Consider the following 24,126-nt stretch of genomic DNA (forward strand, 5'->3'; position numbering starts at 1 on the left):
CATCATAATCCACCACTCCATGATGTGGCGAACGAGTTCGGACGCTGAGTCCGAAAGTGCTCTGTCAGCTAACCAGCGGGCGGCGGCAGCGAGCAGTAGACTCGCCAAGGTGTAGCCCAGACTCATTTTACTCTCCCAAACGACTATTTGCTTTCGTGAGATGACGGGAGATGGACGGAGAGTGTGCTCGGACGGCTTCAACGAAGCACCGCATGGGCGCCGCGTGCGTCCGGTCTGATAATGCTGGCGCCCGGAAGTGCGAACGCCGGCTGAAGATGATACGGGTGACCATAGCCGGGGCCACCGTCTGCTGAATTGCAGGCACCTGGAAAACTAGGTGCCGGTAGGAAGCGTGGTGAACGTATCACAGGCCTGTAGGCGATACAATGGCAACGTGTACAGAGCCGACAGCAAACGTCGCCCGCTCACTCGCCACCGCTCGGTGCGCTCCGTTCGCCGACCCGTCAGCGAGGATCTCGCCGAACTTGGCCTTCAACCGCCCATCGCCAGCTGCCGCGGAGGTTCGGCTGGAAGGCGGCGATTGAGGCGATCCGGCGCTACCTGCGCAGCCATCGGCGCGATGGCCGCCGATACGCATCGGCCGCACAAGCTGGCTATCAGACTATCAGAGCCCAGATGTCGGCTAATCCGGGACCGGGGGCGATTCCTCGCCGACATCGCTTCCCATCTTCCAGCTTCTTCCGAAACAGGGATCGGCAGAGCGTGGCTCCGGGTTCGGACGCACGACAGCGATGCGCGTGGCAATGGGAACCGCCCCGCCGAACAGGATGGCTTCGCCCCGTGCAAGGCCAGACATCTGGCGCGCCACGTTCGCCGCAGCCGATTCGGCAGCCGCCGAAACCGAGCGCTGGTCAGCCTCATTGCTGAGGCGGAAAACCGCCCATGTGCCGCATTGGGCAAGGACGGTCGGAGACACTTCGGAAGGTCGCTGTGTGCTCACAAGAAGAGAAACGCCAAACTTGCGGCCTTCCTTGGCCAGCCGTTCGTAGGCAAGCGCGTGCTGGCCGGTTTCTGCGTCACCCGGTAGCTGACGCAGGTAATGGTGAGCTTCCTCCAGCACCAGCAGTGTTGGATGCGTGTTACCCGGACCGCGCTGAAACAGCTCCGCAGCGTAGAGTTCCAGAAATGAGCCAAGGACGAATGGCATCAGATCCTGTGCGAGGCGGCTGAGATCAACCACGTGCACGGACCAGCCGCCCGGGTTGCCTGCTTGGCTGCCGAAGACGGTCTCGACCAATCTTGCCCCTTCCGCAGCCATGGACAACGCCCCCTCGGCAGGCTGGCCGCCTTCCACTCGGACTACCTCCCGGAACCGCTCATCCTCAATAAGACCCCGAATTCGGTTCACAAGCGAATGTATATGCCCGTAATGAAATGAGTCGCGGCGCGCAACGCCCCTATCCTCGCGTGTCGCGTACCACTCTGCGGACAGACAAGAAAGGGCGGACATGTGCGGCCATTTCGCTGCAGGTTTGGCCCCACCTGCTTTCAACTTCCGAATCGCCTGGAAGGCATCTCTCGCGTCGCCCGCTCGACAGTCGTCGAAGAGCACCTTTGCCTCGCCAACCAGACCCGCCCCCTCCTCGTTAGCCTCAACGAAAGCGAGCCGCTCGAGCGCGAACCGCAGGGCAGGCATCTGAGCCCGCTCACTCGGGAGCAGCAGGCGAGAGAGTCCGTGGCGCCCGAGTGCATAGTACGGAATCCGAAGACCCTCCTTACCGAGACGCGTCACCAGCAGGCGAGAACCGAGGTATGCGAAGGCCGGGGCGTATTCTCCGTTGACATCGAACACGACGATGCGCGCGTCGGGAGCGCGGGCGAGGCATTGCAGGAGGGCCGCGACGAAGTGCGTCTTGCCCTGGCCGGTTCCTCCGAGCACCGCAAGGTGCCGTCCAAGAAGGCCGTCTACTCCCACCGAGAAAGGAAGCAGCCCGCTCCGCGCATCCCTGCCCAGCAGAATGCGCTCACCGTCACCTGTTTTCCCTCCAAGCGTCGCGAGCACTTCAAGGTCAGAGAGTGGGAAGGCTGCAGCGCCGAGAACAGGCAGTCGCCATTCGTGCGCCGTGAATTCAAGTCGTTCATTGTGCCGGGAGATGCAGCCGATAACGCAGCCACGGAGTTGTCGAAGCGGGACTGCAGGAGTGGAACGCCCCATCGAGCCCCGTGAATGCACTTCTCGCGGCTCCGCAAAGGCTACGGAGAGAACGCGGACGACGATGACGTTGGAGCCCCCCTCGACCCCAATGAGGTCGCCCGGCTGGCCGACGGTCGATACGCCGTCTGCATGCCCCGCAGCATGTCCACGGGTGCTTTCATGGAGGTTCAGCAGCACCTGCGGGCCATCGACCTCCACCACGTAGCCCAGCGGGTGACGGCCAATAATCATGCCGTCAGCCCGACGGGGGGCGGGGATGGTGCTTCAAGCCTCTGGATCGCGCGCTGCAAGGCGTGAGCGCCCGAAGCGAGATCATCCATAAGGGCGGGTTCCGGGAGATCCCCAACAAACTCCCCGAAGTAAGCCCGGGCACCCGCACCGACAACGGTGACCTGCGGCAACCCGAGCCCTAGTAGGTGGTGAACTGGATGTCCGTTGGGGAAAGGCTTGGTCGGCGGGGGAGCACCAGGCAGCTGCAGCCTGTCCTTCGCCTCAGGCAGGTACACCACAATCTGCGCGGTCGGGTTCTGTAGGACGGAAAGAAGTATCCGATTGAGATGATCGTCGCCGAAGCCGTAGCCGCACACCAGCAAGGCCGTATTGGGGCGCGACGCAAAGTCGGTCAGGCGGCGGATAACCTCGCCGTACACGAAGCCCGTGGTTTGCACGAATTTCGCGGCGCCGGGGAAGATGAGCAGTCCCGGCCAGTCCTCGGTCTTTCCCTCCAGAAAGGCCGACATCAATGGCCACTGGGCACTGGAGGAGTTTTCCACTACCGAACCATCTGCAAGGGCGCGCCACGACAGCGAGCCATGCAGTTTGGCGAGATAGACGTGGTAGGTGCCAAAGCGTGCCTCGCCGCGTGCCGTTGCGTGCGTCAGGGCTAGGTCATAGCTGGCGGCGTTGAAGCGCCGCAGGTGAAGGCCCGAAAATCCGTTCACGACCTGCAAACCCAGAGTCTCGGCAGCCCACTCGATTGCTAGATCGTAGTTCGTGGTGAAAACCCACGGTGCGGCCTGCCCGGGCTGGCGATTGGCCACCAAACGAGCCAGCAGGAGCATGTGGTCCCGCATCCTCGGGTTGGCGGCAGGTGTTTCCGGGGCGGTCCAACTGGCCTCGTCAAGAAGAGCGGCTCGCAGCACGGCCCGTCTCAACTCGGCTCGGTGGATTCGCAGAATGGCGAGTTCGGTATGCCTTCCCGCGCGAGACCACTCCATATCGGCGAGTTCAATTCGATCAAGGAGAAACTCGACGTTCTCCGTATCCCCCGTCGCAGCTGTGAGAAAGCCCTCTCCCCTGAGCCAATTAACCGAGGCAGGAGAGACTGCTGAGAAGTCATCCCACAGGGCTGGCATCGTGCGGCCGCCAACCCCAACCGAGGCGCCTGCGCCGAGAAGCACGGCGATGTTTTCCAGCCTCGTGCATAGGGCCAAGTGAGCCCTGAATTCTTCCTCGCCAAGCTTACGTGTACCGCGAACCGCATAAAAATCCGAACTCAAGTCCACATCTCCGAAGTAGCGAAGAGGCTGCCAACCAGGAGCCAACGCGCGATCTCTCTGCGGACGATGAGTAGACCCCTTATCCTGACCATTGAAAAGACCGAAAACATAGTCATTGATGCTGACAGTGAATCCTTTTTGTGGCCCGCATCCACCATGTGGCCGGTTGGCGCCGGTCAGCAAGATGCCCGTCGAAATGGAAGCCGCCGTCGGCCGGATACCGGCAGCGGCCGGGTAGTGGCGGCTTGCCCTCACATGCGCGAACGCGGCCCATCCTCCGCTGCGGCGCCGTTACCCGGCCCACGGGTTACCTGCCGAAGACCGAATTCGAAGAGGTGGCCGATCAGTTCTTTGCTCGCCCTGAGGAGAGCGTGCGAGGGTGGGAGCGGGCGGCGGATGCCCAGAGGAGGATCGTGGCGGCAGTCGAGCGCATCATGCCGACGGCCGTCAGCAACGGAGACACCGCCGTCATTCCCCATGGCGGTGTCGGCGCGCTGCTGCTGTGCCACCTCAAGCGTATCCCGGTCAGCCGGACGGAAGACCATCCGGGCAATGGAGGCGGCAACGTCTTCTCCTTCGATACCGAGAGCCGTTTCCCGTCGGGATGGCGCCGTATCGAGGACGAGTGGAAGGGGTAGCAGCCTCGGTTTCGCCAGGGCGGCGTTCCGCTGACGACGCTCTGGCGCCAACACTCCTAGCTAGTTGCGCAGCAAAGTGACGTCCTCTGGGGAGACGGGCGTTGAATATACTTCCCCCGTTAGCGGAAATGTTATGGTCATTGCGTGGCCGTCGAAGCCCACACATTTCGTGGTTGCGCTTTCACCAGGCAATCCAAGGCCACAAAAGAGCAGTTGGCCGCCATCTCTCAATTTTCTATCCGCAACCATGAGGGTGCCGGCCGGAAATATTACCGGCCCACGCAGCGGGCCTTGCGACACGCTGACTTCACGATTAAAGCGAAACGCCTGATAACCTTCCGGCGGGCGTGGGAGAATTTCAAAGTTCTTGGCGCAAGAAGCAAGCAAGCTTGCTGCACAGGATAGGGCCAGCACGGTACGATATCGCATTAGATGACCGTCGCACGGCGAGGATCCGCGAGCAAGATACCCGTCGAAATGGAAGCAGCCCCAGGCCCTTCCCAGAGCGACCTCGCGATCGTCGGCGTCCGGTTGCTGGTCAGGCGCCGGGCAGCGCGATGGGGCGGCTGCCCGCTGCCCAGCGGGCCTCGATGCGCGTAGCGCCACGGCTGGCGAGGAACGCGGCGATGGCCGCCTCGTCGCCAGAGCGGTCCGGGCGGGGCCTGCGGGCGACCGTCGGCGGTGCGGGCGGCGCGACATGCACAGGCGGCTTGCTGATCGCCGGCGGCGGGGCGGGGAGGGGCGGCATGACCGCCTTGGGCTTCGGCGCCGCCGTCGGCACCCGGTCCGGCTTCGTCGCGGCTGCCTTGGTCGGCTTGGTGGCCCTGGTCAGCTTCGGCGCCTCTCCGGAGTTCTGCGTCTTCACCCGGGGCGGGGCGGCGTCCTCCGCCTTGGGCGGATGGGTGGGCATCTCCAGGCCATGGGCAGCCGCGTGCCGCCGCATGGCGGCACGGAAGGCGCCGACATCGGCACGGAAACGTGCCGCCGCCTCCGCGAACGACAGGCCGCCTTCGACCATCGCTCTGAACGCCGCCGCATGGTCGTATCGGACCGTCGGCTTCCGCCGAGGCCGCAGCGGGCCGAGGTGGCCGGACAGCTTCCGGAGCGCAAGGTTGACGGTCGAGCGGTCGACCTCGAACCGGGCGGCGATGTCCCTGACCGACATGCCGTCGGCGTAGAGCCTCCATGCCTCCATGTGCCAGGAGGCATCCTGCGCGCCGGGCGGCCGGGCGCCGCCGTTGCGCTCCATCGTTCTCACGGCGTAGCGCACGCTCTCCGCCGCCACACTGAACCGCCGCCCGATCTCGGCGAACGAAAGCCCCTCCTCGACGTGCAGCCTATACGCCTCGGCGTGCCACGATCCGGCAGGCGGCCTGCTGCGCACGGTCCCGTTCTCCCCCATCGTTGACCTCCCATGGCCGCATTCGCGGCTCGTAAAGGAATCATGGAGATCTGGAACTCTCGGAATCAATGCTGTTCCGGATATAAATCGCGTTGACCGCAACGAACACCCAGGCGACTCTCTCGCGCCCGGCCAGCGAACCGGATGCCAGGAGTCCCCACATGACGATGAAGCCTATCCGCAGCGCTGCCCTCGCGCTCGCCGTCGCCTGCACGCTGCCGCATGCCGCGCATGCCGCGCAGCCGAGCGAGACGCGCGATGTCGCGGGCAAGCGCGTCGAGGTCTACGGGACAATGGGCCAGCCTCTGCAGGTGCGGGTCGGCGGCCAGACCGTCATTCCGCCAGCTGTCTTCGATAAGGATTCCGTCTCCATGGCGGGCGTCCAAGGCGTCTACGGCGGCCGCTACGTCGTCATCAAGGGCGACACGATGGGCGAGGCGTGCCCGGCCATGTTCTACGCCATCGACCTGTCCGGTCCCCGCCCCACCGCCTCCGGCGCGCTCGGCACCTGCTCGGATGTCCCCAGGGTGTCGGTCGACGGCAGCGGCGCACTCAAGCTGGCGTTCCCCGCGTTCCGAAAAGCCCCCGCCGAGACGGTGACCTTCGCCAACGGCACCGCGCGGTAGCCGCACGCCGGAGGCCGGCGCCCTCGGACTCTACTGACGCCTTGGAATCAGAAAGGCCGCCCGGGATCCTTCCCGGGCAGCCTCATTTCCTTCAACTGCGGTCGCTCGGCCGAGCCCGGCCTCCATCCCGGTTCCCGGGCGGCAAGCTGCCGGGCGGCCTGCGGCGGCCCACCCGAAGCTCGATCGACATCCGCACCGAAATCCGGTATATAGCCCTGATGCTGTCCATCCATCATTCCATACCCTGATTCCCGAGGCGGCCATCCGGCCGCCGCGAAATGGCCGGTGGTTATGGATACCGGGGCGCACGAACGCCCATGACCAGCGAGACAGCCTTGCAGACCATCCTTCCCGTCGAACTGACCGCCATGTCGGCCCGCACCGTCGTCCTGCGTGCGGCCCGAATAGCTGGCGCCTGACCGCCACCGGCGGTCCGCTCCAGGTATCGGCTCCCGCGTCACATCGCGGGAACTCATCGACGGCAGCGCCCCCCGCGGAACGGGAGCGGCGCCTTGCGGAAGGTCGCTTACATGCAGTGGTTCGAAGTTGACCGCAATGGGCTGGCCAAGATTCTCGAGCGCAAGGGCAAGGAGTTCGTCCTCTACGAACTCGTCCAGAACGCCTGGGACCAGCAGGTCGCCCGGGTCGACGTCCGGCTGACCAAGGAACCCGGGGCACGCGTGGCGGTCCTGCGGGTCGAGGATGACGACCCGGACGGCTTCGCCGACCTGCGGCACGCGTGGACGCTGTTCGCGGAGAGCGGCAAGAAGGGCAACGCTGAGAAGCGCGGGCGCTTCAATCTCGGCGAGAAGCTCGTGCTCGCGCTGTGCGAGGAGGCCGAGATCGTCTCCACCAAAGGGGGTGTCCGCTTTGACGCGGACGGGCGCCACCATCTGCGGCGTTGCCGCGAGCGCGGCTCCGTCTTCGAGGGGCGCCTGCGGCTGACCAACGCCGAGTCCGACGCATGCTGCCGGGCAATGGGGCGCCTGCTCGCACCGGCGGGCGTGGAGACGACGTTCAACGGCACGGCGCTCCGGCCTCGTGAGCCGGTAGCGACGTTCGAGGCGTCGCTGCGCACGGAGGTCTCGGACACCGAGGGCAACCTGCGCCCGGCCACCCGCAAGACGGTCGTTCGCGTCCACCGCCCGGCCCCGGGCGAGACCGGCACGCTGTACGAGATGGGCATTCCCGTCGTGGAGACGGGCGACGGCTACCACGTCGACGTGCAGCAGAAGGTGCCGCTTGGCTTCGAACGCGAGCACGTGCCGCCCGGATATCTGCGGACTCTGCGCGCACTCGTGCTGAACGCTGTCCACGAGCAGCTACCCAAGAAGCAGGCGACGTCCGTGTGGGTGCGCGAGGCGCTGGGCACGTCGGGCATCAGCGCCGACGCGGTCCGCTCGGTCATTCGCCACCGCTTCGGCCGGAAGGCGGTCGTGCATGACCCGTCCGACCTCGAAGCCAACAAGCTCGCCATCGTCAAGGGCTACACGGTCGTGCACGGAGGGCAGCTGTCGGGCGACGAGTGGAAGAATGTCCGGGCTGCGGGCGCGCTGCTTCCCGCTGGCCAGGTGACACCCAGCCCCAAGCCCTTCTCCCCCGGCGGGAGCCCGCTCGTTCTGGTGCAGGAACACGTGTGGAGCGCCGGCGAGCACTCCTTTGCCGCCCTCGCCCGCAGGGTCGCCCTGGCAACCATCGACGCGGACATCGCGGTCAAAATCGCGGACGACCCCGGCTGGCGCTTCGATGGGTGCTACGGCAAGCGGCGCCTGATTGCCAACCGGGCAGCGCTCGGCAGGAGGTTCTTCGAGGAGGGTGCCTCGGAGCGCGTGCTGGATTTCCTGCTGCACGAGCTCGGCCATGAGTGGGCTCCCGACCACCTGAGCGAGGACTACCACCGGGCGCTCACCAAGCTCGGGGCGCGGCTGGCGTTGGCGGCGGCGCGCGAGCCCGGCCTGCTGGAGCATTCCGGGCAGGCGTAACCTTCGCAAAGAGCAGGGCCGCCCTCAAGATCGGGGCGGCCTTCTCGTGTGTGGTGACAGAAGCGGATGGCGAACCCTGCGCGCTGTTGAGTAGGCGCGTCGGAGGTTGTCAACAAATCTCGTAACGGCATCTCCATATCCACAGAAGAATTCCGTTCGCAAACGGAAATCCTCTTGTTCCGCGAAATCGCAGGTACCGATTTCTCTTCCATAGAGCCGAATAGCCGCCTGGGAGGCTACGATGCAGGTTGGTTACAACGAGCACCGCGCGCGCTGGGAGGCGACGACCAAGTACGGAACGTCCGAGGGCGACGCCGCGCGGTCGGCCGGGATGGCCTGGGACCGGACGTACAAGGTCTGGTGGACCCGTGATGCCGAGGCCGCCAAGGCGCTCCGCGACGGTGCTGCGGATCCGGTCGCCGAGAGCCGCCCGGTCGTCCTGGTGTTCTCCGAAGCCCGCAACCGCTGGGAGGCCCGGACCAAGTACGGCTGCGGTGACGCCGCGCGGGAGGCAGGGCTGCACTGGGACCGCGAGCGGAAGCTCTGGTTCACCGACGATGCGTCCGTCGCCAACAAGCTGCGCGCCTACGCCGACGAGGCCACGCAGGCCCGCCTCGATGCGGAGACGGCCCAGGTCCGGCACGCCATCGAGGCGAGCCGCGCACAGTCGGCCGACATCGAGCTGCCGATCGCCGAGGGCAGGTCGTATCTCCCTTACCAGCGCGCGGGTATCGCGTTCGCCCTCGCGCGCCAGAACACGCTGTTCGGCGACGACATGGGGCTGGGCAAGACCGCGCAGGCAATCGGCGTCGTGAACGCCGACGAAAGCCTCAAGAGGATCCTGGTCATCTGCCCGGCCTCGCTGACCCGCAACTGGGTCCGCGAGTTCGGGATGTTCGGCAGCCGCACGTTGAGCGTCGGCATCGCCGACATGAAGACGGTTCCGGCGGCTGACGTCGTGGTGGCCACCTATGACGCCTTCAGCCGCAAGACGGCCACCGCCGAGGCCCTGCGCGCGGTGGAGTGGGACGCCCTCATTCTCGACGAGGCGCACTACCTCAAGAGCAAGGACGCCGCGCGCACGGTGGGCATCCTGGGCGGGAAGAAGAAAGGCGCCGATCAGGCCGTCGAGGGCATCCGCGCGCGCCGCCGGCTCTACCTGACGGGCACGCCGCTGACCAACAGGCCCGTCGAGCTCTGGCCGCTGGTGCACAGCTTGGCGCCCGCGACGTTCGGTGATTTCTGGTCGTTCGCGCGGCGCTACTGCGACGCCCGCAACGACGGCTACGGATGGAACTTCAACGGAGCCTCGCACCTGGACGAACTGCAGGACTTGCTCAGGCAGACGGTGATGGTTCGCCGCCTCAAGAAGGACGTGCTGACCGAACTCCCTCCCAAGCGCCGCCAGATCATCGAACTCCCGGCCGACGCACCCGCCCTCAAGGCCGCGCTGACCGCCGAGAGGAAGGCGACCGAGGAGGAGGCGCGCATCAAGGAGCAGCTCGCCGAGTTGCGGGCCAAGGTGGAGCTGGCCAAGGCCAGCGAGGACCCGCGCGACTACGAGCGCGCTGTCGCCGCGCTGCAGGCGGGCCAGTCGGTCCCGCTGCCCGACATGTCGCGCGTCCGCCACGAGACGGCGGTCGCCAAGGCGCCACTGGTCGCCGACCACGTGCGCGAGGCGGTCGAGGCGGGCGGCAAGGTCATCGTGTTCGCCCACCACAAGGACGTGGTGGACCTGCTGAAGAGCGCCCTGGCCGACCTCGGTGTCGTCGTGCTCACGGGCGACACGCCCCCGGCGAAGCGCCAGGACGCCGTGGACGCCTTCCAAAACTGCGACGATATCCGGGTGTTCATCGGCAACATCCAGGCGGCCGGGGTCGGCATCACGCTCACCGCGTCGGCGCATGTGGTGTTCGCCGAGCTTGACTGGGTGCCTGGCAACCTGTCGCAGGCCGAGGACCGCGCGTGGCGCCTCGGGCAGCGGAACGCGGTGCTCGTGCAGCACATCGTGCTCGAGGGCAGCCTGGATGCGACCATGGCGGCCACGGTGACGGGCAAGCAGCGCGTCATCGACGCCGCCCTCGACAAGATCCAAGACCCCGAGGAGCGGGCGCGCCGCATCGCGGAGGAGCAGGCTCGCATCGAAGCCGCCGTGCAGGCCGGGGCGGCCTCCGACACGGATACCGACGATGCAGGGGCGGCCCGCGCGGCCACGGCCGACAGCACTCCCGAGGACGTCGCGGCTGTGGCGGCTGCCCTTTCGCCAGAGGCCGTCGCTGCCATCCACGCGGGCCTGCGGATCCTCGCGGGCCTCGACCGCGACGGCGCGCGGGAAATCAACGGCGTCGGGTTCAACAGGCTGGACACCGTGATCGGCCGGAAGCTGGCCATGCTCGACGTGCTCACGGCCAGGCAGGCGGCTCTCGGTCAGAAGCTGGTCCGCCGCTACCGCCGCCAGCTGCCCGCCGACCTGCTCGCCGTCGCCTTGGGCGAGGCAGTTGCCCCCGCAACGTCGCGCATCGCCAAGGCCGAGCCGCCCGTCGAGACCACGGCCGCCGTCGAGGTCGAAGCCGCCCCGGCGCCGGAGGCGACGAGCGAGCCCGAGGATGTCGGTCCGGCCGAAGCCGCCGTCGAGCGGCCGCAGGGCGTCGGCCCGGATGCGTCCGCTCCCGCCGCGGCGGTGACCGCCGAACCGGGCAAGCCGCCCATCGAGGCATCCCCCGGCATGCCGCTGCCCGCGACCGAGGAGGCCGCCGAGGTCGAGGCAGAGGCCGTTGCCCTACCCGAGCCGTCCGCGGGAGGGGAGGGCGCAGCTCCGGCAAGCGACGCCGCCCGGATGGCCGACGATGCCCCTGAGATTCCGGTTCCCATGCCGTTCCTGGCAGCCCCGCCGGCGACGGATGCCGGGGATCAGCCGGGCAACCCGGAGGGTGGGGAATCCTGCGAGCCCGCCGATGCCGCGCCGCTCGCTGCCGCCCTCGCGCCTACCGATGCCGCCCCGGCCGCGCCACGCCGCCGTGGGCGCCCGCCCAAAGGCGACAAGGCCATGTCGGACGCCGAACGCGCACGCGCCTGGCGGGAAGGCCGGGCAATGGGGACGGCGGCACTGCCCGTTGCGGTCCTCGAGCAGATCAGGGAACTGCAGGCGGAGATGGGCGGCACGACGGGCGACATCATCACAGCGGCCCTGGCCGCCCTGGCACGGGAGCGGGCGGCGGCGCGGGGACAGAGGGCGGCGTGAATTCCGTGACGTAAACGCTGGACGGGGAGGGAACGCCGGGGGAACGAAGGGTGCGCGGTAGCCGTGGCGCGTCCTACCCTTCCAGCCGTCCTGTGCTAGGATGAAACGGAATTCGCCTTATCATCAGACCCGATGGGATTTCCCTGCCGTGCTGAATGATGTGGTTCGTTGACCCAAACGCTGGCTGAGCAAGATGCAAGAAATGGCGGCACCTGGAGCGGATAACCTCCCACACGATTGGACACTTCGACTGACCCTCATGAGGACGCTCAATCAGCCGAAGTATGTTTCCCAGAGGCTGAAACATGATGCTCGCGAGAGAGGGCTTGTGGTATTGCGGCGGAACAAGGGAATCATGGGCAAGGTCGAGTACCGTGTTCGCCCGCCGGAAGGCAACGAGAAGCCTGGCGACCTGATTGACGAGGCGACAGCGTGAGCAGCGCGCCGGGGAATACCAGCCACCTCGTTGCCGGGGGCTTTATCCGGGCTGGAGTATGGAAGCACGATGAGGCATCCGGCTCGATTCGCTTTGAAGGCGCCAAGCCGCTGCCACGAGAACCCGGTGTGTATGCCTACGCAGTCGACGGCATCGTCCATTACGTTGGGTCAGCCCAACGCGGCCTGCGGCAGCGGCTGAGACACTACGAGATTGCCAAGACGCTTCGGACTGCCCACCGGATAAGGCAGGAAATTCTCGCGCTCCTGGCTGCTGGCCGCGAGGTAGAGGTCTTCACGATAGTTCCTCCGCCAATGAACCTGAACGGCAACTTGCCCTTCGACAGCGTGGCGGGGCTAGAAGAAGGCATTATCCGGGCATGGCGGCCAGCCTGGAACCGCCGAGGGGCGGGAGGCGATGACACCAAGTCATCAGTTTGCGACGTCTGAGGGGCGCACCGCCCGGTATTCGTCGTCCAGAAGCACGCGGACCTCGCCCCGGCGGGCAGCTGCACGACATCCCCTTTCCTTGCGCCTGCGCGATGGTATGTAAGGCGTCCGAATCAAAAAAGGCCGCTCTCAGTTTCCCGAGGGCGGCCTTTTTTGACAACCTCTGATTCCTGTACGCGAGAAGACGTGGATATGGCCTACGAGTTTCCGAAAAACCCAGCTCCACTTGCGCCTGACGCCAAAAGGCAGATGCTCAAGGAATACTATACCTATTGCCGAGAGTTGGCCCGGCAAGACCCGGAGGCGTTGAACAGGAAAGTGCCGAGGTCCGCCCTGATGGGCACCATGGACAGGATCGGGACGTTGCTGATTGAGGAGGCAAAGTCCCTTGCCGAGCAAAATGAGGAAGTTCGGGAGTTCCTGGCACAGAACAAGCCGCCTGGCATGATGAGCCACCTGCTACCCGATGACTTCAGGGCGTTCTGCCTCCTCCTCAACGGCCTCAAGCAATGGCTTGCTGCGCAGCAGAACGCTACCGACCGCTACTTGCTGGGCGGTACGGCACGGCCGCTCTGCCGCGAGATGAGCGAAACCTGCCTTGTCACTGGCGAGCGGCTCACGGATGACATGGAACTGCATCACCCGGTCCGCGACGGGCGGCCGCCGATTCCCCTCAGCAAGCAGGGTCACCGGCTTATCGAGAAGCAGACTTCGGCCACCGGATTGTCGGGTGGAGACGAGGGCGACCCGGTGGCACTCGCCGTACAGGAGATTCGAACCAAGGGGCATTTCTCCTGGAACATGCTCCGGCGGGGCTGCCGTCAGATCCTCGGCCTCGCCACCGAGGGAGGAACCGCAGGCAGCAACGCCAGCGCCAGAACTTTCGCTCGCCAGGCCATGCAGAAAGCGAACCTGAACGCAGAGGATCTCCTGGCATGGATGGACGCAAACGGATTGGGCCTGGAACGGGGAAGGTGATGTCGGCGGGCACCCTATGACCGTTCCTGCCACCCGTGAAAGCAGGCTCCTCAGTGCGCAGAGGCCGTCGCTGGCCGCGTCGCCAGCTCGATCAGCCTGCTGTCCATATCCCTGCAGGTGTCCAGCGCCGCGCGCAGCCGCAGCGCGACCGCCAGGACATCCTCATACCCGACGGCGCCCTCGGGCAGCACGGGCGGCGGCGGGCAACGGAACAGCTCGGCCTCTGACGGTGTCAGGGCGGCCTGCGGTCCCTGGGCGGCGGTGATCACCGCCGGCGGCTCACTGGGCGCGCAGGCGGCCAAGCAGAGTATCGGCAGCAGGAGAGGGATTGCAGCCAGTCGAGGGCGCATTGCGGAGGGACTCCAGGTCGGCGGCGAGCGTGGCCTCGCGGTCGCGCTGGGCGATGGCGGACGCGGCGGCGGCACGGGCGGCCGCCTCGTGCTGTTCCTCGGCGGCCTTGAGCGCGGCCGCGTTCGCGTTCGCCGTTTTCACGGCCTCGTCGCGCTCGGCGGTCAACCGCGCCACGGCAGCCGCGTCGGCGCGCGCCTGGGCGGCGAACCGGACACCCAGGAAGCCCAGCCCGAGCGCGGCCGCCACGGCGGTGGCGATGGCGATGCCCTTGAGCGAGATGCCGCCCAGCAGCGACCGGGCGCCGCTCCAGGCCGCAAGGATGGCGGTGATCATGACTGGCCTCCCGGACCGGGGCACGGGCGGTCCGGCCTGCCGCGCTCCTGGATGACGGCAAGCACGATTGAGTCGACCACGCTCAGCAGGAGGCCAAGCGCGTCGAGCTTATCCGGGGCGATCTGGAATCCGGCGAGCAGCGCGACGGCATTGAGCAATGCGATTACGGTGCTCTTCTGCGCCAGCTGCCCGAGCACGATTTCGCGGATAGTGGGGCGCATGGGAATGCCTCCCGTCCAGGCGTTGTGCGGGAATTTGAATGAAGGGCGCCCGGTCAATTCCGGCCGCCGGGCGGCTTTTCAGCCGCCGATCGTGCTGTGCCGCCAAGCAAGTGAGAGCGGCGCCCGGAAGCGCGGTCAGGCGCCTGCAGCGCGGAGACCGTCCTCGAACAGCTGGGCCTCGGCCTCGCGGCGGTCGCGCAGGCCGCGCTCGTTCGCCCCTGGCCACAGTCGCTTCATCGCCCGCACCTGAGCGGGGACGTCCTGGGGGCGCCCGGCGGCGATTGCGGACCGAATGGCGCGCATCTCCGAGCGGCGATCACCCGTCATGCTGGTTCCCCGGTTATAGACGAGGCTGACGAGCACCCCGAAGCAGTCCGCAGGTAGGGCGCCGCAGCCCGGGAAGGCCGCCAGCGTCTGGCGCGTGAACTCCGGCACCGTGCGCTTGCGGAACACGGCCATGGCAGCATCCAGCGGCACAACGGCCGCCGCCACGGACGGCAGCGCCGCCTGCGCGGCCGCGCCGCTCTTGCCGACGACCTTGGCCAGCAGGTCGACCGTCGCGGTGGGCAGCACGTCGGACCAGTCGGCCCGGAACTGCGCGGGAAACACGGTCCCCAGGTCGTAACCGATCCCGACCGTGACGCCCGACGCGCCGCCGGGCCACTTGGGATGCTGGTAATGCGCCTGATAGTAGGCCGGGCTCGTCACCTCGAACCCGATGATGGCCTGGATGGCGCGCTCGCTGGGCGCCGGGCCCCCAGGCGGCTGCGCCGGATCGGCGGCCGTGGTAGGCGGGGCGGCTGCAGGAGCAGCGGTGCCCGACACGCGCGCGAGCTCGCGCGCGTTGAGGTCGTCGGCAGTTGTCATGGATTCCCCCAATGGCCAGGGGTTTCGGGAAGGGGTCAGGCGTCCTCGGAATCCGCGCCGCCGGCGGCGAGCTGGTCGGCCAGGATCTCGACGAGGCCGCGGAACAGCGCCGCGCTGGCGGGCAGCGTGCGGTAGTCCACGGCTCCCTCAGACGTCTCCCAGGCGACGAGGACCGCAACCGGTCCGGCGGCGATGCACTCGCGGGCGGCCTCGTCGATGGCGTCCTCGAGCGGGAAGCGGAATGGCGGCATGTGCGGCACCCCGGACATGGAACCGCCGCCTCGGTGGGACCGGGCGGCGGCTGGTGGGCGGGCGACAGGGAGAGGGAAGGGCGGCTGGTTCAGGTCAGGCGGCGGCAGGGCAGCCCTTCAGTCCGCGCGCCAGCGGTCGCCCTGCATAGTGATGAGCTGTCGCTTGCCGTTCTCGAAGATGACGCAGTGCGTGTGCGACCAGCTGCTCGGTCCCTTGTTGTAGCCCTGGTCGAGCGAGCCGGTGACCCCGACAGTCCACACGCCGTCAACAATCCCGGCAGAGTGCGTGTGACCGGTGACGGCGCGCCGACCGAGCTGCCGGAATGACTTCGGCGAACCCCTGGCGCCGTTCGGCCCGAGGTCGCCGTGCAGGCCACATTCGACGCCCGCAACTTCGAAGGATTCGTCAGGCAGAAGCCATCGCGTCCGTTTGAGGGCGCCCTTGCGCTTGCGCTCCGCCGCCTCGCGGACGGCGACCTCATAGATGTTGATGTTCTCGCCCCGCTCGATGGCCTCGTGAATGCGCCAGGCGAGGTAGTGCCCGATCCTGGCGTTCGCGGGATCCTTGCGGAAGTCCGCCTCGGTAAGCCAGCGGCGCAGGTGGCAGTGATGGTTCGCGTCGGGCACGATGGTTTCGCACCAGGGGCGTTCGATGCCGAGGAAGAAGTCGGCGTCCCCATCCAACTCGTGCTCGACCGAGTTCGAGCCGTCGCGGTAGTACTGGGCCTGCAGGAAGGGGTCTTTCAGCGAGTGGTGCGACGGTCCGGTGAAATGGAGCACGTCGTGCGCGACCTGCCATCGCGGGTGTAGGGTGTCGAGAATGCCGCCGTCGCCCCAGCACGCCCTGAACATACCGCCTTCGAGGTGCTTGCGGTGGATGTCGCCCCAGACAATCCCGGCGACGTTGGCCCTTCGGGCACCATGCGGCGTGTAGACGGTTTCGAGGTCCTGGAAGCGCCCGCCTTCGTCAGCGATGAGCTGCCGGGCGAACCACGCGCCGTCGCTCGCCACCTCAACCGCCAGAGCGCCGAAGACGTGGTGGAACTCTGCCTTCTGGCCGACCTTTCGCTGGATGTAGTTCCTCTGGGTGCAGCACCCTGTCGTGTAGATGAAGCGGGCGCCATGGGACTTCATGCCCGCGAGCGACTTCATGGCGACCTTGGTGTGCGGGAAGATGCCGCTCGCGTCGCGGGTGAAGGATTCCATGCCGCTCAGCGGGTCGGCGGCGGTGATGGGCGTGGCGACCTTGCCGCACCAGAGCAGGCTATCCGCGAGCCACAAGGTCTCGTCGGACATGAAGGGCTCGACCAGCGGGTCGTACCAGAGGCTGTCGTCCTCCTTCGTCAGCCTGTGGGGCTGCTCCCATCCGTCCCTGTTGTAGGGAAGCCCGCTCACCATCAGCCGCGAGCCGTTGAGGTCACAGTAGACGCGCAGGCTCTCAATGAAGTCCCGGTGCGCCCAGGTGTTGTTCTGCGCGCCCACCAGCACGAACCGCCGCCCCCGCGCCCGGCGCTCGCGGGCCTCTGGTGGAACGAGGGTGCCGCCGGCGATCGGCTTCCCCACCTTGGGCGCGGGCGCCTCGGCGGCGATCGGCGCCGATCCCGCCTTGACGCGGACGCGCGGCTTCTCGGCCGCCGTCGCGACGGAAGCCGCCACGGGAGCTGCAGCCGCCCGCGACTGGGACGCCGCCAGTTGCCCGCGCAGGGCGGCCAGCTCCTCCGCCATGGCGCGCGCCTTCGCGGCAGCGCGCTCCCGGGAGACAGCGGACTTCGACATGCCGCGTTGTGCGGCCTCCTTGCGAACGGAGAGCGCTTTGCCGAAAACGGAGGCCCCGGCGCTCGCGGGCGACGCTGATTGTGCGAGCGACGACATCGCCCTTCCCCCCAGCGTTATGTATTGGACTTGCAATCAAGGTGGACGTTGCGAAGTCCGAAAATCAAGGGCGGCAAGGCAGAAAAATTCAGCCTGTCAACATTTTATGGCGTGCGCCCGCCGTTCTGCTGGCGGACGAGCCACTTGATGTCGGCCTCAATGGCCGTCAGCCGCGTGCCGAGGTCGGACAGCGTCCGCGAGATTTGGTCCTCGTGCTTTTCGACGCGCTCTTCGAGTTTCTCGAAGCGGTCCGTCAGCGTTTCGACGTCTCGCTGCAGCCCAGCCGCCCTGGCGGCCAGACGGACGGCATGTACGAACACGCCGCCGATGGCGACGAGCGTGGCGACCGCGTAGTGCACCACGCTGAAGTTGAATCCTGAAGAATCCATTGGGTATCGCGGCCGTTCCGCCGTCCTCATCGTGGATGAACCGCTCGTTAAATCCGGCGGCGGTTCTTATGCCGGAGGCCAGACGTGAACCGTTATGCGTGCGTGGCCGAAGGCTGGGGCGACACGCCCGCCTCAGGAAACCCGCATGATGAAGGCGAGGGCATAGAACGGAGGGCGTGCGTCAGGGATGCTGACGTTGTGCGCGTGCGTGCCGTCCGGCCAGAGGTCGTGTCCGTGCGTCTGGTTGCCGCCTGTCCAGCCGACCGAGACGTTGTGGCCGTGGGCGCCCGCGGTTTCCGTATGCCCCATACCGTGGCCGCTTTGGTCGGCGTTGTTGGAGCCGCCGACGAGGCTGCCGCTGCCGTTGACGGGCCATGTGCCGACAGGGTGGGTGTGGTCGCCCTGCGTGTCAGCGCTCGCCGAGTGCGAGTGGGACGGCATCTCGGCCTCGGTCAGCGCGTGCCCCTTGGTGGCGCCTCCGTGCGCGTGGCCGCCCTGCGCGTCGGTCGTGCCGCCCTGGGCGATGGAGCCCCCGGTCGTCCCGACGCCGTAGCTGCCGCCCGAGCCGACGATGAAGCGGTCGCGGAGGTCGGGCGTGCCGCCGCTGCCGTCGCAGAGGTGGTAGTAGGCCGGAACGGACGTGCCGCTCCACATGATGATGCCGCCAATCGGGACGGAGAAGCCGCCCGAGGTCGCCGAGCCGAGCGTGTCGTGCACGAAGGCGGTCGTTGCAAGGCGGGTGCTGCTGTCCGCGGCCGGAGGCGTCGGCGCGGTCGGGGTTCCCGTCAGCGCCGGGCTTTCGAGCGGCGCGCGCGCGCGCAGCTTGGGGCCGACGAAGGGAGCGCTCGGGTGCATCGCGACGTTCGCGGACGTGAGCGCGGTCGCCCCGTTCGCGACGGAGACGATCCACAAGGGAGCGAAGCCCGAGGTCGGCGCGGGTGTCATCTGCGAGCCGGAGGGCGCGGCCGCACCCGCGAGCACTTGCAGGGAGACCGTGCGGCGGCGGCGCGTCGGCTGCGCCTCGCCCGAGCCGCCCGGGCCAGAGAAGGGCGAATCGGGGTTGTCGGCGTTGTAGTAAGGGAGGACGGTCGCCTCGGTGTCCGATTCCGCGCCGCCAGCTTGGATAAGGAAGTTCTGCGTATAGCCGGGCGTGGTCGGCGGCGTGAAGGCCAGCGTTGCCGCGTCGGCGAGCCAGAAACTCTTGGAAACAGCGTGCGCGGTGTCGGCCGGCATGGAGCCGTATGCCGTGTTGTCCACGGCGGCAAGCTGCCAGAGGACGCCGGGCGCGACGGTCAAGGACAGCGAAGCCGGAGCGGTCGGCGCGCACGCGAAGCCGTCTGCCACGGTGTCGGAGCCGAGGACGGCTTGCGCGAGTAGGCCATCCGAGATCATGCCGGAAACCCACCCGGCGAGGATGTCGCGGTCGTCCGGGATCTCCCCAGGCCAAACGATCGGGCGCTCTGTGGTCGTGCTCATGCGATGCCCTCATGCGGAGGCGCCGACGCGCCTCGCGGCGGCCGGGGAGGTTGGTAGGTCGGCCGCGAGGCCGTCAGGATGTCAGTCGGAGGGAGGCGACCAATGCCAAAGCTCGACGCCGTATGTGCCGTCGCCGTCGAGCGAGTTGGCGCAATGGTCGCCCGGAGTGCCGAGCCGGTTCGCCGCCCACGTCAGGACGGCGCACGCGACGGAGGCCCATCGGTGCCCTGCTGCCCGGGCGCGCGCGGTGCGCTGCGAGAGGGTCTCGTTTGCGCTGCCCATCAGCAGCGCATTCGCGAAGCGGTCGAGGGCGAGCGCCAAGTTCAAGGCGCCCTTGCGGATGAAGGCGCACGCACGGCAGGACATCAGGGCGCCTCCGGCTTCTCGCCCGAAAGGATTCTGGCCTTACGCGCAGCCGTCAGGACGCCGCCCGCGACGAGCGCGTCGAGTCCCTCTTCCGTCAGCGGGTCGTTGAGGTCGATATACTGCGCCCCGCTTGCCCGGAGCAGCCAGCCGAACAGCACGGGATCCGCCATCGCCTCCTCGGTGGCCTTGGCGAACTCCTGCGCGGTGAACAGGCTGAAGAAGTCAAGCGGGGCAAGCCGGATGATGGCCGTCAGGCCGACCGTGCGCGGGTCGGGGAGAAGGCCGTCTTCGCCGCGGCGCGGGTCGAGCGCGAGCCTGGTCGCGTAGGAGACCCGTATGATTTCGTCTCCCGGCTGGACGGAAGGCGGTTGGTAGCCGGCGGTTTCCCACTCGCCCACGACGCGGCCGCCACGGACGGCCAGAAAGAAAAGGTCGCCCATTTGCCTAGCTCGCTATGTTGCGGTTGTAGACGCCAGTCGGGTCTGGGATTGGATCGAACGTGAACACGTCAGCGTCCGCCCACGTGCCGCCACGCCCGTTCAGCAAGCAGAGCCCGTAGCCGACCGGATAGGTGTTGGGGCCGAGGACGTAGCTTGCATCGGATGCCCACATCTGCGCCCAATGAACTCCGTCATATGAGTAGTCGTTAGCCCACGTGTTCGTAGAAACGTGGTAGCTAATGCGGAGCCAGTACACACCGCCAACCCAAGCAGCAGAATTCGGCAGCTTTCCATTGTCCGAATCATTGCCAATACTTCCGCTCGTCTCCGAATTGCCCCCCAGAACGTGGATAATGCCGTTGCTGTTTGCGCCGCAGCCCGAAAAATTCCCGCTTGGCCCGAAAAGGCAGATGCCAATACTCCCACAGTTGGCAGGGATACGCGCACGCACGGATGCGACGAGGTAGAAGTCGCCACCCGGCTTCCAGTAGAAGGCCGATCCGCCGAAGTCCCGAGAGACTTTCAGGAGCCCTGCGAAAAAGCCGCCCGATGACGGCGAGGGATTGATGAGGCGCAGAGGCCCGACGCCCGGAACGCCGTCAGCCAGGACGGAGCCAGCGCGCCACCCGCTCTGCGTGAACGCGGACAGGGGCGGTCGCGGGCTCGTTGCCGGGCCGGAGGCGATGTGCGCCAGGGCCGTCTCCATGTCGGCTTGCTTCACGAGGTCGGGCGGCAACTCAGAGTATGGCACGATACCCGAGGCGTTCAGGTCGGCCTTCTTGGAGAGGTCGATGTTCGCGAGCGCGGTCGCGAGGTCGGTCGCCCGGACGATGTTCGAGGGAAGCTCGCTGTCGGGCACGACGCCGTTCGTGTTGAGGTCGGCCTTCTTCGCGAGCACGGCCGTCGTCGTGGCCGCGTCTGCCTTGGACGCAAGGCCGGTGTTGACGGCTTGCACGTCCGCTTTGGTGGCAAGTCCGGCCGTCAGGTCGCCGCCCGTCGCAAGCCCGGATGTCGCCGCCGCAATTGCAGCGGAGACCTCTGAATCGGTCGCGAGGGTGTCCGGGAGTTGCGCGAGGGGAACCTTGCCCGTCGCGTCCAGGTCAGCCTTCTTCGCAAGCGCCGTGTTGTCGGCCTTCGAGGCGACGAGGCTTGCCATCCAGTTCTTGAGTTCCGCGAAGTTGCCGTTAAGGTCGGCGGCTTTCAAGATTTCCTTTGGCGCCCAGATCTTCATGTCAGCCTGCTCACGTCTAGGATGAAATCTTGGTCGAGGCGCGAGCCGCCAGTCCCTGGTGGCTTGTTGTCGATGCGGAGCCAAACGAGCGTGCCAGCGGCCTTTGTCGCGGCGACCGCCGCCCTGATGTCCGCGTCGGAGACCTCGGCTTTCACGGTCGCCCTGTCCGTCCAGCCCCACCAGCCGCCACGCCAGCTGGCACTGTTCGCGCGCCAGCCGGCGATGCGTCGGGCGCCGCCTACGGGCGAGGGCGGCCGGTAGGCCGTGACGAAGGCTTGGTGGTGCAGGGCCCGCGAGCCCCACGCTCCGGCCCGTCCGTATCCGACGGCAGACGGCATGCGCCAGCCGCCGCAATCCTGAGGGCGCCATGGCTCGACGATGCGCGGCTCGTAGCCCGTCAGGTCGAACAGGGCGCCGGACATCGCCGGGCGGGTCGCCCGGGCACGCAGGATCTCGCGCTTGATGCGTTCACGGAAGCGGCCGTCGCTTTCGCCGTCCTTGCGCAGAAGCCTGTCTCCGAGAAAGTCTGTTGAGATGAACTGCAGCTGGTCAAAGATGGCCCACTCGCTGGTGGCTGTCGCGATACGGGCCTGCCTTCGGACGTAGTCCTGGAGTGAATACACGGAGGCCCATGCCTCCGCGAACGCAGACAACAGTCCGTCGAGGATGGGCGTGTCATCCGCGAACCAGCGCTTGGGCAACACCCGCCTGATACGGGCGAGCATGTCGTCCCGGTCGCCCGTGGCCATGGCGTCAGCTCACTGTGATGGAGGAAGCCCGCACGATGCCGATGGCGCCAGGCACGATGTCGGCCGTGCCGCCTGCGATGGAGACCGCCGACACGTTGGAGACCTGGGAGGACACGCCGTAGGCGATGGCGATGATGCGGCTGTGGCGCAGCGGCTGCCCGATACCCAGGGATGCCACATGCGTCGCGATCGCCCTTTCAACCTGGGCAGCGAGCGTTGCCTTCACGGCCGCCGGCGCTGTGACGGCCAACGCGATGTCCACGTAGGTCGTCGTCGGACGGTGGACGGCCAAAGGGCCGACACCGAACGCGCGCACCTGGTCAACGGCGGCGTAGACAGATGCCAGCAGGCTGTCCGGCGGCGAGCCTGTCCCGTCGTCGATGGTGACGATGATGCGCCCCGGTGAGCTGGCGCCCGCCTCGTCCACGTTCTCGGTAATCGACCACGTCAGCCCTTGCTGGACCCCAGCCACGGCGCTGGCGATGGCGGTCGCGGTGGCTTTGGACAAGCTGCCGATGTAGAGCGGGAACCGCGCCTTCACTGCATCGTCGGACTCGGCATTGATGCCAGTGGTGAAGGCAACGGCGTTCGATGCCGTGTCGAACCCGGAGATGCCACTGCCGATGCGTGTGATGGTGCCAGCGCTGACATTTCCGGTCACCCCGGCATATTGCGCGGCCACTGGCACCGAGATGGACGCCGTGCCGACCGGAGCGAGATAGCCGCCAGGCGGAAGCCCGGTCGTGGCGTCCGGCGTCCCCAGGGCGGCGCTGTAGTTCGGGTGGGCCGTGTCGGCCGTGATGACGAATGCCTGCGAGGCGTCCTCGGTGCGGAGGATTCCGCCGACCAGCACCACGGCTGCGGTCGTCGGGGTGGCGCGCGCCAGCGTCACCGGACCGGACGCCGGGACGGCCGCAATGCGCGGCATGCCGAAATCGGCGACAAAGCTATCGACGTCGCTCCCCTTGGAAGACCCAAGGCGGGTGGCGGCAAGGATGTCGAGAGCCTGCCACTGGAGCCAGAGGGCCACCTTCGCGCTGGCCTCGACCAGCGCGCGGAGCGCGCTGCCAACCGAGAAATCGAGAAGGTTGCGCGCAGCCCCCTGGGCGGCGGCAGCCTGGCGCCGGACGAGGTCCGAGAAGCCGACGGTGGGAAGCGCCATGGGTCAGTCCCCCACACGCACGACCGCTGTCTGTGGCGCCGACGGGTCGTCCGAGAGCCAGTAAGTGATCGTGATGATGAAGGCGGTCGGGTCCGCCTCGGACTGCGCCACGGAAACGGATGGCTCGGGAGATGCGGCGACGGCGGCTTCCGCTGCCATTTGTGCGCGCACCAGGGCGGCGATGGTCCGCTCCGTGGTCGGCGATCCAATGCGCTGGCCGAGGCCCGCGCCATAGGTCACCTGGTCCAGGTAATCTCCCGCCGCGGTGTGTAGCCGCCGTACGATGCGCTGGCGGACGGCGTTGGCGCCGTCCACGAGAGCGAGGTCCCCTGTGGGGCCAACCGTGAGGTCGGCGCCCCATTCCAGCGAGAGGTCCGGCATGGCTACACCTGCTGTTCCGGCTGCGCCGTGCGCTCGCCACCCGCGCGGACGCCGGGATGGTCGTGGATGTTGTAGGTGTCGCGCAGGCGGCCGAACGTGCCGTGGGCCCCGTTCCGGTCGGAGATGTCCTGCTCAACGACGAGGTTCTTCGTAATGCGCACTTCGCTGTCGATGACCGTCTCATCCGCCTTCACGCGGAGATGCGAGGCACTGATGTGGACATTGCCGTTCTCGACGTGGATGACAGCCCCCGACGTGACGAGACCAATCTCTCCTGGCTGGACGGGCTTTCCGGTGGCTGGCGACGTCGGGACCGGGAAGCCGGTCGTCCACGTGCCAGGCAACACGGCGTAGTGCTGCCCGCTGCCCTCCAGGGGCAGGAGGAGCACTTGGTCGCCGGGCGACGGCAGGGCGACGATGCCGACGCCGTTGCCGGCCATCAGCGACGGTATGGGGAGGTCTCCCGACAGGACATCCTCGGGCTTGATGCGCACTCGGGCCGAAGGCCGGTCCGCGTTCACGGTATCGACAATGCCCCATCGGGCTTGCCCGGCGGATCCGTCCATGACGGCCGCGCGCATGAGCATGGCGTGCTGCCACGTCTCCATGT

The 24,126-nt window shown here is 67.4% G+C and carries 24 protein-coding genes; 6 read left to right on the forward strand and 18 right to left on the reverse strand.

Translation table 11 applies throughout. The features are described 5' to 3' along the window. Positions 1 to 643: 643 nt before the first annotated feature. Positions 644 to 2,407, reverse strand: coding sequence for an anti-phage-associated helicase HerA (gene herA, locus NBY65_RS31885; protein WP_150041019.1), 1,764 nt, complete (start codon positions 2,405 to 2,407; stop codon positions 644 to 646). Then, the gene (locus tag NBY65_RS31890) at positions 2,404 to 3,675 is read right to left on the reverse strand and encodes an SIR2 family anti-phage-associated protein (RefSeq protein ID WP_162530559.1); all 1,272 of its coding nucleotides are present in this window, start codon (positions 3,673 to 3,675) and stop codon (positions 2,404 to 2,406) included. The genes herA and NBY65_RS31890 overlap by 4 nt, the downstream gene beginning before the upstream one ends. Before the next feature lie 158 nt (positions 3,676 to 3,833). On the opposite strand from NBY65_RS31890, the gene NBY65_RS33980 reads away from it, so the two are divergent. Beyond that, positions 3,834 to 4,313, forward strand: a complete 480-nt coding sequence (locus tag NBY65_RS33980) for a histidine phosphatase family protein (RefSeq protein ID WP_275266303.1) — start codon at positions 3,834 to 3,836, stop codon at positions 4,311 to 4,313. Between the two features lie 538 nt (positions 4,314 to 4,851). Here the strand turns inward: NBY65_RS33980 and NBY65_RS31900 are convergent. Further along, positions 4,852 to 5,715 (reverse strand): hypothetical protein, encoded by an 864-nt coding sequence (locus tag NBY65_RS31900; protein WP_150041016.1) that lies wholly within the window; start codon positions 5,713 to 5,715, stop codon positions 4,852 to 4,854. A 161-nt stretch (positions 5,716 to 5,876) separates the two neighbouring features. Here NBY65_RS31900 and NBY65_RS31905 point away from each other — a divergent pair, with 161 nt between their 5' ends. The 5 genes from NBY65_RS31905 (at position 5,877) to NBY65_RS31925 (ending at position 13,427) form a co-directional block, all read left to right on the forward strand. Continuing rightward, a complete protein-coding gene (locus NBY65_RS31905) occupies positions 5,877 to 6,341 on the forward strand; it encodes a hypothetical protein (protein WP_150041015.1) in 465 nt (154 codons plus the stop codon). A gap of 530 nt (positions 6,342 to 6,871) precedes the next feature. Continuing rightward, positions 6,872 to 8,323: an ATP-binding protein gene (locus tag NBY65_RS31910; RefSeq protein WP_150041201.1), complete on the forward strand. Its 1,452-nt coding sequence runs from the start codon at positions 6,872 to 6,874 to the stop codon at positions 8,321 to 8,323. Between the two features lie 241 nt (positions 8,324 to 8,564). Beyond that, positions 8,565 to 11,564 (forward strand): DEAD/DEAH box helicase, encoded by a 3,000-nt coding sequence (locus NBY65_RS31915; protein WP_150041200.1) that lies wholly within the window; start codon positions 8,565 to 8,567, stop codon positions 11,562 to 11,564. 432 nt (positions 11,565 to 11,996) lie between these two features. Further along, positions 11,997 to 12,449 (forward strand): GIY-YIG nuclease family protein, encoded by a 453-nt coding sequence (locus NBY65_RS31920; RefSeq protein WP_150041198.1) that lies wholly within the window; start codon positions 11,997 to 11,999, stop codon positions 12,447 to 12,449. Positions 12,450 to 12,641: 192 nt separating this feature from the next. Next, positions 12,642 to 13,427: a hypothetical protein gene (locus NBY65_RS31925; RefSeq protein WP_150041196.1), complete on the forward strand. Its 786-nt coding sequence runs from the start codon at positions 12,642 to 12,644 to the stop codon at positions 13,425 to 13,427. Between the two features lie 50 nt (positions 13,428 to 13,477). On the opposite strand, the gene NBY65_RS31930 is transcribed toward NBY65_RS31925, so the two are convergent. The 15 genes from NBY65_RS31930 to NBY65_RS32000 all read right to left on the reverse strand — a co-directional run bounded on the left by NBY65_RS31930 (position 13,478) and on the right by NBY65_RS32000 (position 24,124). Further along, entirely contained in the window at positions 13,478 to 13,696 is a 219-nt protein-coding gene (locus tag NBY65_RS31930; protein WP_150041194.1) for a hypothetical protein, read from the reverse strand. A 10-nt stretch (positions 13,697 to 13,706) separates the two neighbouring features. After that, positions 13,707 to 14,111 (reverse strand): hypothetical protein, encoded by a 405-nt coding sequence (locus NBY65_RS31935; protein ID WP_150041192.1) that lies wholly within the window; start codon positions 14,109 to 14,111, stop codon positions 13,707 to 13,709. After that, positions 14,108 to 14,332: a hypothetical protein gene (locus NBY65_RS31940; protein ID WP_150041190.1), complete on the reverse strand. Its 225-nt coding sequence runs from the start codon at positions 14,330 to 14,332 to the stop codon at positions 14,108 to 14,110. Before NBY65_RS31940 ends, NBY65_RS31935 begins: the two co-directional genes overlap by 4 nt. A gap of 135 nt (positions 14,333 to 14,467) precedes the next feature. Continuing rightward, positions 14,468 to 15,199 carry a lysozyme family protein gene (locus NBY65_RS31945; RefSeq protein WP_250266043.1) on the reverse strand — a complete coding sequence of 244 codons (732 nt, stop codon included), beginning with the start codon at positions 15,197 to 15,199 and terminating at the stop codon, positions 14,468 to 14,470. 35 nt (positions 15,200 to 15,234) lie between these two features. Beyond that, positions 15,235 to 15,468, reverse strand: coding sequence for a hypothetical protein (locus tag NBY65_RS31950; RefSeq protein ID WP_250266044.1), 234 nt, complete (start codon positions 15,466 to 15,468; stop codon positions 15,235 to 15,237). A 99-nt stretch (positions 15,469 to 15,567) separates the two neighbouring features. Continuing rightward, positions 15,568 to 17,322 (reverse strand): hypothetical protein, encoded by a 1,755-nt coding sequence (locus NBY65_RS31955; protein WP_150041187.1) that lies wholly within the window; start codon positions 17,320 to 17,322, stop codon positions 15,568 to 15,570. Positions 17,323 to 17,426: 104 nt separating this feature from the next. Next, positions 17,427 to 17,684 (reverse strand): ABC transporter C-terminal domain-containing protein, encoded by a 258-nt coding sequence (locus tag NBY65_RS31960; protein ID WP_150041185.1) that lies wholly within the window; start codon positions 17,682 to 17,684, stop codon positions 17,427 to 17,429. A 159-nt stretch (positions 17,685 to 17,843) separates the two neighbouring features. Continuing rightward, positions 17,844 to 19,187 carry a phage tail protein gene (locus tag NBY65_RS31965; protein ID WP_150041184.1) on the reverse strand — a complete coding sequence of 448 codons (1,344 nt, stop codon included), beginning with the start codon at positions 19,185 to 19,187 and terminating at the stop codon, positions 17,844 to 17,846. 81 nt (positions 19,188 to 19,268) lie between these two features. Then, a complete protein-coding gene (locus tag NBY65_RS31970) occupies positions 19,269 to 19,553 on the reverse strand; it encodes a hypothetical protein (protein WP_150041182.1) in 285 nt (94 codons plus the stop codon). Continuing rightward, the gene (locus tag NBY65_RS31975) at positions 19,553 to 19,993 is read right to left on the reverse strand and encodes a hypothetical protein (RefSeq protein WP_150041180.1); all 441 of its coding nucleotides are present in this window, start codon (positions 19,991 to 19,993) and stop codon (positions 19,553 to 19,555) included. Before NBY65_RS31975 ends, NBY65_RS31970 begins: the two co-directional genes overlap by 1 nt. Before the next feature lie 4 nt (positions 19,994 to 19,997). Then, complete coding sequence (locus NBY65_RS31980) at positions 19,998 to 21,224, reverse strand: hypothetical protein (protein ID WP_150041178.1); 1,227 nt, start codon at positions 21,222 to 21,224, stop codon at positions 19,998 to 20,000. Next, positions 21,221 to 21,973: a hypothetical protein gene (locus NBY65_RS31985; RefSeq protein ID WP_150041176.1), complete on the reverse strand. Its 753-nt coding sequence runs from the start codon at positions 21,971 to 21,973 to the stop codon at positions 21,221 to 21,223. Before NBY65_RS31985 ends, NBY65_RS31980 begins: the two co-directional genes overlap by 4 nt. Positions 21,974 to 21,977: 4 nt before the next feature. After that, positions 21,978 to 23,135, reverse strand: a complete 1,158-nt coding sequence (locus NBY65_RS31990) for a baseplate J/gp47 family protein (protein ID WP_150041174.1) — start codon at positions 23,133 to 23,135, stop codon at positions 21,978 to 21,980. A 3-nt stretch (positions 23,136 to 23,138) separates the two neighbouring features. Continuing rightward, positions 23,139 to 23,516 carry a hypothetical protein gene (locus NBY65_RS31995; protein WP_150041172.1) on the reverse strand — a complete coding sequence of 126 codons (378 nt, stop codon included), beginning with the start codon at positions 23,514 to 23,516 and terminating at the stop codon, positions 23,139 to 23,141. A gap of 2 nt (positions 23,517 to 23,518) precedes the next feature. Further along, on the reverse strand, positions 23,519 to 24,124 hold the full coding sequence (locus tag NBY65_RS32000) for a phage baseplate assembly protein V (protein ID WP_150041170.1): 606 nt from the start codon (positions 24,122 to 24,124) through the stop codon (positions 23,519 to 23,521). Between the last annotated feature and the right edge of the window lie 2 nt (positions 24,125 to 24,126).

This window comes from Rhodovastum atsumiense (assembly GCF_937425535.1).
Lineage (GTDB): Bacteria > Pseudomonadota > Alphaproteobacteria > Acetobacterales > Acetobacteraceae > Rhodovastum > Rhodovastum atsumiense.